Annotated in this window: 8 protein-coding genes; all 8 read left to right on the top strand. The window is 44.6% G+C overall.

Annotation, left to right across the window (positions count from 1 at the left end; translation table 11 throughout):
* The first annotated feature begins 2 nt into the window (after positions 1 to 2).
* A complete protein-coding gene (locus EHS13_RS31030; RefSeq protein ID WP_162463335.1) occupies positions 3 to 917 on the top strand; it encodes a carbohydrate ABC transporter permease in 915 nt (304 codons plus the stop codon).
* 218 nt (positions 918 to 1,135) lie between these two features.
* Positions 1,136 to 2,677: a DUF3502 domain-containing protein gene (locus EHS13_RS31025; protein ID WP_227013610.1), complete on the top strand. Its 1,542-nt coding sequence runs from the start codon at positions 1,136 to 1,138 to the stop codon at positions 2,675 to 2,677.
* Between the two features lie 124 nt (positions 2,678 to 2,801).
* Positions 2,802 to 4,955, top strand: coding sequence for a hypothetical protein (locus EHS13_RS31020; protein WP_155704081.1), 2,154 nt, complete (start codon positions 2,802 to 2,804; stop codon positions 4,953 to 4,955).
* Positions 4,956 to 5,165: 210 nt separating this feature from the next.
* Entirely contained in the window at positions 5,166 to 6,296 is a 1,131-nt protein-coding gene (locus EHS13_RS31015) for an ABC transporter ATP-binding protein (protein WP_155704080.1), read from the top strand.
* The gene (locus tag EHS13_RS31010; protein ID WP_155704079.1) at positions 6,293 to 9,241 is read left to right on the top strand and encodes an extracellular solute-binding protein; all 2,949 of its coding nucleotides are present in this window, start codon (positions 6,293 to 6,295) and stop codon (positions 9,239 to 9,241) included. Before EHS13_RS31015 ends, EHS13_RS31010 begins: the two co-directional genes overlap by 4 nt.
* The gene (locus EHS13_RS31005; protein ID WP_155704078.1) at positions 9,238 to 10,209 is read left to right on the top strand and encodes a carbohydrate ABC transporter permease; all 972 of its coding nucleotides are present in this window, start codon (positions 9,238 to 9,240) and stop codon (positions 10,207 to 10,209) included. The genes EHS13_RS31010 and EHS13_RS31005 overlap by 4 nt, the downstream gene beginning before the upstream one ends.
* A gap of 4 nt (positions 10,210 to 10,213) precedes the next feature.
* The gene (locus EHS13_RS31000) at positions 10,214 to 11,071 is read left to right on the top strand and encodes a carbohydrate ABC transporter permease (protein WP_155704077.1); all 858 of its coding nucleotides are present in this window, start codon (positions 10,214 to 10,216) and stop codon (positions 11,069 to 11,071) included.
* Positions 11,072 to 11,098: 27 nt separating this feature from the next.
* Entirely contained in the window at positions 11,099 to 13,111 is a 2,013-nt protein-coding gene (locus tag EHS13_RS30995; RefSeq protein WP_155704076.1) for a YIP1 family protein, read from the top strand.
* Position 13,112 lies beyond the last annotated feature (1 nt).

Here is a 13,112-nt window from a genome sequence, read left to right as displayed (position 1 = left end):
TCATGGAAACCCCAATAGTTACTGAAAGATCAACGAGAACCTTCTCCACACCAGAGCAAAAAAGATTCAGCTTTTTCGTGCATATCATTTTTATTCTGCTATGTATTGCGGTTATTGTCCCGTTTCTCATCATTCTGATGGCTTCTTTCTCGGAAGAAATGAAACTGATCCGCGAAGGCTATTGGATTTGGCCCAGAGGTTTCACGTTAGATGCCTATCTTATTGTTTTTAATAATGGGAACCAATTGATGCAGTCTTATAGTGTAACTATTATTTCCACTTGTGCTGGAACTCTAATAGGATTGTGTCTTATGACAACATTAGGGTATGTGTTAAGTCGTAAAGATTATCCCTATGTTGGATTTTTATCCTTCTACGTTTTTTTCACTATTTTATTCAAAGGCGGTCTGGTTCCCTCTTACATTCTGATTACTAAATGGCTTGATATGCAGGATACGATTTATGCATTGTTTGTCCCAGCGATGGTCAATGCTTTCTATATTCTAATATTAAAAGGGTTTCTCAAAAGCATTCCGGATGCCATTTACGAATGCGCCAAGCTTGACGGAGCAGGGGAACTCCGTATTTTTATCCGTATTGTGGTACCATTATCGACACCTGTAATCGCCACGGTTGGGCTGCTCATGGCTCTGCAATTATGGAATGACTGGTTCGCCAGCCTGCTCTATACCGAAAGCAATAGTCTGTTGACACTCCAGGCTATGCTGAACCGAATGCTGAACAGTATTCAATTCTTGAACGTCGTTAAGCCAACTGGAATGTCAGGCTCCATTTTACCGGTTAATTCGTTCAGAATGGCGATTTGTGTACTGGCTATAGGACCTTTGCTGTTCGTGTTTCCCTTTTTCCAGCGCTTCCTGACTCGAGGGCTGACTGTAGGTTCAGTAAAAGGTTAGAGCATATTAGATGTGTGGTTATAACCGATCGTGCAAACAAGTTTGTTTACATGACCGATTAACATAGACTCCAGATGGATTGTGGCCACAATCGTATAGGAGTGATAGATTTAAAGAAAGATGGTGTTGCTGCGAGTAAGGTGATTTACAATGATACAAGGATGCTTTAATTATGTTAAACAATTATAAATAGGGAGGCTATTTCATTGAAATATTTAATGCGAAAAAGACTTGTTGGTTTGCGGATTTCAGTTCTATTAATTTTGGTATTATCGATTGTACTTGCAGGCTGTGCCAACACCAATAAGAAAGAAGCGGCTTCTCCTGCAGTCAGCGATGATAAAACCAGTTCGTCTAGCACTCCTGCCGAGAACACACCACCTCCTTCAGCTGATATTTCAGAATTCGTTGAGCTTATCTGGTATATGCCTCCGCCACTTGATCCACGTCCGAATGAGGCTAATGTTATGAAAGCTGTTAACGAGGTCCTTAAGGAGAAAATAAATGCACATGTAACGATAAAATTCGTCGATTGGGCTACGTATGTGCAGAAAATCAAGGTTGCTGCTTCGGCTGGTGAAGAATTCGACCTGTTTAGCGATCTACTCGGTACACTCGGCTTCAGTCAGAACGTCTCCAGCGGTATTGCAATGGAACTCGATGATTTAATTAATAAATATGGTCAAGATATCGTCAAAAAAGTGCCTAACCAAGCTTGGCAAGCTGTCACAAGCCAAGGTAAGAAATACGGGATAGCCAACCCAAGCGCATGGGTGAACTCGTTTAATATTGCTATGCGTAAAGATATTGCCGACAAATATGCGATCGATTACGCCAGTATTCATTCCTACAAAGATTTAGAGCCCGTCCTTGAAAGCTTAAAAAACAAGGAGCCGGATATGATTCCCTTCGTAGGCTATGGACCAGGGTATGCCGCTTTCCAACAGACCTTTGACAAAATATCCCCCATGATAGGTTATGATGTCGTTGACGGTAAATGGAAAAGCCAGCTGGAAGAACAGACATGGATTGATTTAGTGAAGATGATGCATGATTGGGCGCAAAAAGGCTATATTCCCAAGAAGGTCATTACAGATGCCAATGCAGAATTCAAAACGGGACGGTATGCCGTTGCTTCTTATCATATTTATGATCCGTCCTTTGTAAAAACAAGCACAGATTTTGGAGTTCCTATGGTGGCCACTCCGCTTGATTTCCATAATGTTGTGACAGGTTCGAGTATTCGTACAGCGGTCAGCTATGTCAGCACAACAAGCAAACACCCGGAGCGGGCGATGATGCTGCTTAACCTGATCTATTCCGACAAGGAATTCTTTAATAAATTCGCATACGGTGTTGAAGGTGAAGACTGGAACTATGTAAGTGGTAAAGGCACTGACAATCCAATCATTAAGACAAGTGAGAAAACAAACTGGGCTATGTGGCATCCGTGGATCGGAAGCCTCTGGGATCAATGGCCTTCGAATTGGAACAGCAAGGAAGTATTGGACGGTCTGAAAGCTACAATTGATAAGGCTGAATATTCACCTTATGCAGGCTTTACTTTCGACTCGACACCTGTCAAGAAGGAAATGGCACAGATCGATGCGATATTCCCTGAGCTTACCCCAGTATTTCTAGCGGGCGATGTTGATGCAAGTATTGCCAAGCTGAAGGAAAAAGTGGATAAAGCGGGTCTGAGTGAAGTATTGAAAGAGATCCAGAAACAGGTGGATGCCTGGAAGGCAACTAATTCGTAAATTAGCCACTTCAAAAATAAGGTAAGATGCAATATAACATTTAATTAGCGAAGAGGCTGTCAAAGAATGGGGACAGCCTCCCGCTAACCATGGTTTCTCAAATTTCTAATAGAGGCGAGGGATAATGATGAAAAAGTTAACTATTAACATTTTTTTAGTAAGCGCATTCATTTTTACGGCGGCAATTTTTCTTATTCATACTCCGACGGCCAATGCATTGAATACTACTTATTATGTAAATAACAAAGCTGGCTCAAATTGTGCGAACACCCATGCAGGCACAGCTCAAGGATCTCCTTGGTGTGACTTCACAAACGTCAACAGCCGTACCTTCGGCGGGGGTGATCAGGTACTACTGGCTAGAGGTGCCACATGGAATCAGCAAATGACAATTAACGGTTCGGGCACATCGGCCAATTATGCGATTATCGGTGCCTATGGTACAGGAAACAAACCAGCGATTCTCCGCAATAAGAATGAAGCTGACCGCGGAATCCGCATGAACAACCCTTCCTATTGGCAGGTCTCTGATTTGGAGGTAGGTAATGCCGGGACGGGCATACTGGTGCATTATGATACTAAATTCCATGATGGTCTGAGATTTAGTAATCTTTACCTGCATCACAATTCCGGTATCACGCGAGGTGACACAGCCAGTGGAGCGGCTGACCATATTTATTTTTCAAGTGGTATTGTATTTACTGGAAATATTGGTGCACTTGGAAGTAGTGAATATGTACTCCGCGACGTTATCCTGGACACTATTGAAGGCACCAAGAACATAAATTCTATCAGCTTTAATTGGAATAACAGTGGTTCCGTTACATCCAATCAGCATTTAACCACACAGGATGTCGTCATCAAGAATATCTATCTGCATGATGATGACGGGGATGGACGAAGCTCAAGCTGCAGCCAGTCGCTTGACCTGATTAATATGACGCGTGTTGTGCTCAAGAATGCCAATCTGGACAATGTGGCAGCCTGTTATGCACCACAAGGAACAGCAGCCATCTTATTGGGACGCGTCGACCATGTGGAAATTGTCAACAGTATGATTCATAATACGCCTGTGACCGGCTCAGGCGATGAGACGGGTATCGATTTTGAGATGGATACGGACAATGTAACCATTCATAATAATTATTTTGGGAATAATGCTGGAGCAGGTTTTGAGCTATTGAACATCGCTCCCGGATATACCGTTTCGAATACCTATTCATCAGGCAATACATTCGTAAATAACGGACATGGAGCAAATCCTGGTGGTGGGATGGCTACTGCAGGTAATTCCTCTACATTCCCAACTGGAACCGCAAGTAATAATATTTATGCTGAGCCGAATGGCTTTAATACGACCTGGTATAATGGTAGCTGGCAGAATTACACGTTTACCAATAATAAAAATGCCATTGATACCGAGATCTATTCTGCGCTTAAAGGTTTCAGTGCTACGCAAGGAAGCAACCGTTGGTCCTATCAATATAAAGTGAGCGGAGTATGGAATAATTCAACGTATGACAGCACAAACAAAAGATGGTCTGATGGAAACCTGAATATTGTCAGCCAGTTCTGGCAGCATCCGGAGAATTGCTCAGGCTGCGATTCTGCCAGAGTGTGGACCGCTCCAATGAATGGAACAGTGAGCATCCGTGGTTGGGTATCCAAATCTAATGCTGGTGGAAATGGCGTGCTAGTGCGGATTACGAAGAACGGAACACGAATATGGCCTGTAGCTGGAGACCAGACAATAGCAGGCAACGATGAGCTTGGAGTGAATACTGAACTGGATAATATAACTGTAGTCACTGGTGATTTGATTCGGTTCGAGGTGGGCAATAACGGCAATTATTCTTATGATGCAACAAGCTGGGCTCCAACCGTTGCTTATCCGAGCTTGGGCTTCATGATGATTAACGACAATGCTATATCATCCTCAAGTTATGTGGGTCCAGGCTGGATCTATGATCCAAACCGTTCAGGCTTAGGTGATTATGCAGGAGATGAACATTACACACAGACCAATAACGAATATTTTGAATACACGTTTACAGGAACGCGAGTCGACTACATTGCCGAAAAAGCATCAGGTGGTGGCAACATTGATCTCTACATCGACGGTGTTTTCCAACAAACGGTCAATACTTATAACGCAACACGTTTAGTCCAGCAGGTTATTTATAGCAAAACAGGACTAAGTAACGCAAGCCATACGATCAAGGGAATCAAGAAAAGTGGTTCTTACATGGAAGTAGATGCTTTCAAGGTATACTCGTAGAATTAAATGGATTACCAACCCAAGGACTTCCGCCACCTATTTAATTAGGAAACGGAGGTCCTTTTTCTGTTCCAAGATCTACCCTCCCCAACAAAACCGATTAATTTTTCACTATAAAAGATAATATACCCTCATATTTGCAGATGCCATCTTAAGGTAACATAAATGGTAGGAATATGCAGATGATGTCTTCAAGAGAGGTGATTAAGGGTGGGAAGTATTACGTTTAGCCATATATTTAAGCACTATAAAGGAGAGTCGCGTCCTGCAGTCAACGATTTTCACCTGACCATTGAGGAGGGGGAATTTCTTGTGCTGGTCGGTCCATCCGGCTGCGGTAAATCAACAACATTGCGTATGTTAGCGGGGCTTGAGGAGATAACAGACGGTGAGCTGTATATTGATGGAAAATTCGTCAATTACGTTTCGCCAAAGAACCGCGATATTGCGATGGTTTTTCAAAATTATGCGTTATACCCGAATTTATCCGTATATGAGAATATCGCGCTAGGCTTAAAGCTGCGTAAAACAGCGAAGCATGACATCGAGCTAAGGGTTAATCGCGTGGCGAAAACCCTCGAAATTTCGCATCTGCTAGATCGCAAACCAAGTCAGCTGTCCGGAGGACAGAAACAGCGGGTAGCGTTAGGCAGAGCGATTGCGAGGGAGCCGCAGGTGTTCCTGATGGATGAGCCATTGTCGAATTTGGATGCTAAATTAAGAGCCCAGACACGGGCGGAAATTATAAAGCTGCAAGGTGAATTGAAGCGAACGATGGTTTACGTGACTCATGATCAAGTGGAAGCGATGACAATGGGGACGCGAATTGTGGTTATGAAGGATGGCATTATTCAGCAGGTAGCAGCACCGCGCAAGCTGTATGATGAACCGGCTAATCTTTTCGTCGCAGGCTTCATCGGCTCGCCGCAAATGAATTTTATTGAGGGTAAGGTAACTTTGCAGGACGAGCGGTATTATTTTGAAAATAAACGCATGAAGCTCTTGATCCCTCAACAATTCGATGCTGATTTGGAAAGAGCATTGAGATCATCGCGCAGCTTTGTTATGGGAGTTAGACCGGAGCATGCATTGCTTAAGCAAAAGGATTGGGCAGCGACGGATGATGATTATGTACAATGCGTTGTCGAGATGACGGAAGTTACTGGGGCCGATTCCTATGTATATACGAAGATTGGTGATACGGCGGTCATTGTTAGAACGGATCCCGATACAGTCTACCTGAAGGACGAAAAACCAGCCATAGGCTTTAATATGAACAAGGTGCATTTTTTTGATGAACAATCCGGCGCCTCGATAGGGGTCGGGGGAGATGAAGGATGAGGAAGGGGAAACGACTTAGCCTTTTAATTCGCCTGGCTATATTTGCTTTGTTGATTTTTGTTTTATTTCGCTGGTTATCTGGCGGGGAGGCTATCATGCAGGCTTCAACGGTAAGCGTCTCGAAGCTGCTGTCGTTCGAGGAGCAGGGCTTACCCACTTATGCGAAGCTGATGTTGAAGAGTCCGGATGCTGCCGTCACAGTTGTAGATGCTCAACAGATCAGCATTCCACCAGCTTCGTTTAGTGCCTCTGCACCTGAAGCAACGCTTAAAATCGTGGACGAATCAGAGGGTAAAGCTCTGCAATGGGTTAACGACCAAGGCTGGGTGGAATGGAAGTTTACGGTTGCGCATGCTGGGTGGTACGAGCTGAGTTTGGATTACAAGCCACTCGAAGGCGGCAATACCTCAGTCGTTCGTGGTGTGCAGATTGACGGGCAATATCCATTCGCAGAATCACAGTATATTGAGCTGGAACGCAAATGGAAGGATGCCAAGTATCCTTATGCTCAGAATGAAATTGGTCAAGAGATTCGTCCTCAACAAACGGAGCTGGTGGGCTGGTCGGCCAAAGCGGCAGTTAATTTATCTACTTCTTCAGAGCCGTTGTTATATCGATTGGAGCAAGGAGAGCATACGCTCAAGCTGGTCGGAGAGCGAGAGGCTGTTGCGCTTAGAGCAATCACTTTTCAATCTAAAAAAAGCTTGAAAACATATGCCGAGTATGAGAAGTCCCATCCAGCATCAACCTCACAGGTTAATTGGTCAGAAGTAATTGAAGCGGAGCATTTTAAACAGAAATCGAGCTTGGCGATTCAAACCGATCACTGGTCAGAGCCCTATATCTCTCCAGATCCGGAAGGACGGATTAAGTATAACGTGCTTGGAGGCCAAAGGTGGCGCTTGCCTGGTGAATGGGTGGAGTGGGAGCTTGCTGTGCCTGAAAGTGGATGGTATGAAATCGATTTAAAAGCTTTTCAAGCTTATCGAAGCGGCTTCAAGGCTTATCGAACGATTGCTATAGACGGTGAAGTCCCCTACAAGGAAATGCTTCATTATGGCATTGATTCGAAAAAAGAATTTGAAATCGTCCCGCTTCAAGAGGCCGAAGGCAAGCCCTATCGATTTTATCTGGAGAAAGGCCCCCATACACTGCGTATGACCGCAGATGCATCTATGCTGCAGCCGGTTAGTCTGGCTCTCAAAGATACGCTTGAGCAGATCGCGGCTTTTGATCGACATATACGTCTGTTGACGGGCAATTATAGCAATAAATCTTTTGATGCAAATATGGATTCCACCCGAACGTGGAATATGACCAAGTTTGATCCAGACATCGAGAAGAAGCTAAAGGGATTAATCGACCATTTACTAGATATTCGCGAAGCCATTAATGGCTTAAACATGAAGAACTCGGATATATCGGAAGCGATCAAGGGCTCTGTTGATATCCTCGCGATCATGCTGGCTGATGTGGATCAGATTCCTAATAAAATCAATGATTTTGCGACGATTCAGAATAATATTGGCACTTGGATGTCGACTTTGACGCAACAGCCGCTGCTCCTTGATTCAATCGCGGTGCATACCTCAGGAGCTGAAACCAGCTTAAAAGTACCCACTGCACTATCCCGAGTTCCGTATGGCTTTGTTGAATTCGCGCGTTCTTTCTACATGGACTATGACATGCGCAAGCATAACAAGAAAAAGGCGTTAACGATTTGGGTACAGCGCGGTCGTGATTATGTGGATTTATTGCGAGAGCTGGTAGATCAGGATTTCACGCCTAAGACGGGAATCGAAGTCAATATTAATCTAATGCCTAACCCGAACATGCTGATTCTTGGGAATGCAGCTGGAGATGTGCCCGACATTGCACTTGGAGTTGGCGAGGCGACACCTGCGGATTTCGCAATGAGAGATGCAGCCCAGGATTTGTCGGTCTTTCCCGATTTCAACGACGTATTCGATCGGTTTATCCCTGGTGTGCGGCGTGCTTTGACCTATAACGGCGGAACCTATGGACTTCCCGAAGTGGAAAATTTCCAGATGATGTTCTATCGGACGGATATTTTTGAAAGATTGAATTTGAAGGCCCCAGATACGTGGGATGATGTTTTCAATATCCTGCCTACCCTGCAAGAGAATGGGATGACGATGAATTATCCCAAAGCGGATTTCATGACGCAATTTTTTCAGAATGGTGCTGATTTGTATTCGCCAGATGGCTTGAAAGCAAATCTGACTAGCGATGCAGGGCAGCAAGCGTTTAAACGTTGGACGGAATTGTTCAGCAAGTATAATCTGCCGATTGAGATTCCGGCATTCTTTCAGCATTTCCGGGATGGCGACATTCCTATCGGGATTGGCGATTTCAGTACTTACTTGCAGCTGCAGGTAGCAGCCCCTGAAATAACGGGCCATTGGAAAATTGCACCGTTGCCGGGTATTAAGCAGGCAAATGGCGAGGTAGCGAGATGGTCTCCGCAAGGAGTATCAGCAGCGATGATTATGCAGAAAAGTGAGCGCAAAGATGAGGCATGGGAGTTCTTGAAATGGTGGACCTCTAAAGAGGTACAGTCGCAATATGCAAGTGATATTGAATCCTTCTATGGGATTGAGTTTCGCTGGAACACAGCTAATATTGAAGCAATGAAATCACTCTCCTGGCCGAACGACGACTTGATTGCACTAAGAGAGCAGACACGCTGGGCTAAGAATTTGCCTTATGTTCCGGGTTACTATTTTCTCGCTCGTGAAATGGACTTTGCTTGGAATCGAACCGTTATGGATCGAATGCCTGCCCAGGAATCACTGGAACAAGCACAGCTTTCTCTGCAGAGGGAAATGAACCGTAGACAGAAGGATTTTGGAATCGAAGGCAAGGATGGGCTGCACATTCAGCAAATTAACAAACCTTACGAATGGGAGGGATCGCTTAAATGAATACAGAGCTTTCGCCTACTCTCCCTAAGGCTAGAAGATCGTCAGGTGTCCGTGTGAAATTGAAACGGTTTTGGTTGGATCTTAAGCGTGACAGCTTCTGCTATCTCTTTCTTGCACCGTTCTTAATTTGTTTCATCATGTTTATTGTCGTTCCCGTGGTTATGGCTGCAACTCTCAGCTTTACTTCTTACAACGGTTTTGGATCACTGCGATTTATCGGATTCAGCAATTACATCATGCTGTTCACGCAGGACATTATCTTCCTAACCAAGGCTATTCCCAACACGTTTCTGTTCGCATTAATTGTTGGTCCTGGCGGCTATGTGCTCTCATTCCTGTTTGCCTGGTTAATTCATCAGCTGCCGCTCCGCATTCGTGATTACTATACGTTGGCCTTCTATGCTCCATCGATGGCAGGCGGCGTGGCATTATCCGTGGTTTGGATTGCTGCATTCAGCGGAGATCGTGTGGGTTACTTGAATCATTTTCTACTTGAAATAGGCTGGATGGATAGTGCGATTGCATGGCTGCAGAAGCCAGAATATTTACTGAAAATCATGATTATTGTTTCGCTTTGGACCAGCTTTAGCGTTGGGTTTCTAGCGATGCTTGCAGGGCTGCAAACGGTGAACCGTGAGCTTTATGAAGCGGGGCGAATTGATGGGATATCTAGTCGGCTTCAGGAAGTTTTCTATATTACTTTGCCATCGATGAAGCCGCAGCTGCTGTTCAGCGCAGTAATGTCCATTGTCACAACCTTGAAAGCAGGTGGCATCTCTACCCAACTGACAGGCTTGGCGATAACACCACAATATGCGGGGCATTTGGTTATCAATCATATCGATGATTATGCTTTTATCCGTTTTGAGCTTGGCTATGCTTCCTCTATCTCTGTGGTCCTGTTGGTTGTCAGCTATTTTGCGATGAGATTCGCTTATCGGCTGTTCGGATCTAAGGAGGAGTTATAACCCGATGATACGCAGATTGCGCAGGTTGACTCTATTCGATGTAAGCCTAATTATCGTCTTTACGGCTCTAGCCGCATTCATGTCATTGCCGATTATCTTCATTTTCAGCAATGCCTTTAAGCCACAAAGCGAGCTGTTCTTGTTTCCACCGCCGTTTCTGGTAAAGAATCCGACGTTTCGCAGCTTCGAGCTGTTGTTCTTTCACGCGGCGAACTCAGCGGTGCCGTTTACGAGATACCTGTTTAACAGTATTCTGGTCGCTGGTATGACCCTTGTTAGTGTAATTATCGTCAGTACGATGGCGGCATTCGTGCTTGCTAAGTACGCGTTTCATTTTAAGCATCTCATATTGGCGCTTATCACCTTGTCCCTGATGTTTGCTTCAGAAACAGTAGCTATTCCGCGGTATCTGATTATTAGTGGATTAGGGATTAATAACACGTACTTTGGCCATATTTTACCAGCTATTGCATCTCCAGTTGCTGTATTTATGCTAGTTGGCTTCATTTCACAGATTCCAGGCGAATTGTTGGATGCAGCGCGAATTGACGGTGCTAGCCGGTTTGGAATATTCACCCGCATGGTGCTGCCGTTGTCCATTCCCGCAATTGCAACGATCTCGATTTTTACGTTTCAAGGTGTATGGGGAGATGTGGAAACCTCGACCTTATTCATGCAAGAAGAGACGATGAGGACACTGGCCTTCTATGTCAACAGCTTGCTCAGCGGTCTGCAGAATAGTGTTTCTGGACAGAATGTGGCTGCAGCTTCAGGGCTGTTGATGTTTATCCCGAATTTGATAATCTTCCTGCTCTTCCAACGGAAGGTACTTGAAACGATGATCCATTCCGGAATCAAGTAATTCAAACCAGCAAAGGATGTCGGAACGATGAAGAGATTTCTAATTTTACTGCTTTTGGTTGCGGCAGCTATGTCTGTCGTTCCAGCAACTATATATGCGGAGCTTCCTTACCGCACACAGTATTATGACAAAAATTTAGGCCAATGGCTGCGCGTTCAGCCCATCTATACTCCAGCAGAAGCGCACGGAACCCATCTTAATGAGCCTGTCGATCTTCAGGTCGGGGTGGATGATAAGGTATATGTCGCTGATAAAGGAGACAACGCTATAGTTGTGCTCAGCAACGACGGAGAGCTGCTGCAGAAAATCGGTGATAAGGATGGAAGCGGTCAGCTGAGCGCTCCTGAAGGAGTGTTCGTCACGCCTGAAGGAATCATCTATGTTGCGGACTCAGGCAATCAGCGAATCGCTGTATTCGACAAGGCTGGCAAGTTTATTCGGGAATATAAGAAGCCTAAATCCAGCTTTCTGGTGAATGAGCATTTTGTACCCATCAAGCTGGTTGTTGATCGTCGCGGTGTTATGTACATTGCTTTGAATTCCGCTTATCAAGGCTTGCTTCGCATGGATCAGGCTGGAGAATTCATGGGTTATTTTGGAGCTAATAAAGCCCAGCAAACGGTGCTAAATTGGTTGAAGAAGCTGATTCTTAATAAAGAGCAGCTTGCTAAAGAACTAGCCAGTCTACCTCGTCCAATAACAAATATAGCGTTGGATAATGATGGTTTTATCTATACGGCAACAGCTGCTGGCAATGGGCCAGGTGCCATCCGCAAGCTGAATGCGGGAGGTGTTGATGCCTTTAAGAATATGACCTTGAATCATGGATTTGGCATCATTGATGTAGCAATTGATCAGAATGGCTTTCTCTACAACATCGACAATGATTCGCGAAAAATCAACATTTACGATCGATATGGAGCTGCATTATTTGCTTTTGGCTCGATGGATAATGAAACGCAGCAATATGGTGTTCTCGGGTTTCCAACAAGCATTGGCATTGATTCTAAATTTGCGGTTTGGATTTCGGATAGTCGGACTAAAACGATTCATAAATTTGTGCGCACGGAGTTTGGTGTGGACGTAATGAATGCAATTACGTTGTATATGGATGGCAAATATGAGCAAAGCAAGCCTTTCTGGGAAAAGGTTTATGCGCGCAATGATATGTACAACGGCACCTTCGAGGGATTAGGCAAAGCGTATCTCCATGAGAATAACAATCACGAGGCGTTATCCTTCCTAAAGGCAGCTTTTGATATAAAAGGGTATTCCAAAGCTTACTGGCAAATTCGCTTGGATTGGCTGCAGAGTCATATTATCGGATTGGTAGGAGCATTGGCTGGTTTGTTTATTCTCTGGAAAATAGCCCGTCTGGCATTCAGAAAGCTAGCTGCTGCCCGCCGTCCGCTATCCGTTTATTGGCAGCGTTCGTGGAGTGATTTGCGCAATTTGGGTTATGTTATGCTCCATCCCTATCATGGATTCTATCGTTTGAAGGAAGCGCGGGTAACCCCGTGGATTATTATTCTAATCCTCATTTCTGTCCTGTTGGTTAAGCTTGCGACGATTTATTACACAGGCTTTCTATTCCATCCCGTTGAGCTGGCCAATATCAATGTTTATAGCAATCTGCGATTGTTCGTGCTTCCGTGGGTGACTTGGATTATTGCCAATTATCTTGTTTGCAGTGTGAAGGATGGGGAGGGGAAGTTCAGAGAGGTGATTCAGGGCAGTACCTATGCGCTAGCTCCTTATCTATTCTTTTCGATTCCTACATTGATATTGTCCAACATCGTTACGCTCGATGAGCGGGTTATAGTCGATTCGCTGGGCACGATTATGTATTTATGGATGGCTGTTATGTTCATTGTCATGACGCAGGTTATTCATAATTTTGATTTTGTGGAGACGCTGAAGAATATCGCTATTACGGTATTTGCGATCGGCACGATCTGGTTGTTTGCTTTCATTGTGTTTGGTTTGTCTTATAATCTCTACGACTTCTTCTACCAGCTATACAGGGAGGTGACCTTCTAGA

Origin of the sequence: Paenibacillus psychroresistens, assembly GCF_009728935.1 — a bacterium.
Lineage (GTDB): Bacteria > Bacillota > Bacilli > Paenibacillales > NBRC-103111 > Paenibacillus_AC > Paenibacillus_AC psychroresistens.
This window is presented reverse-complemented; position numbering and strand designations above follow the sequence as displayed.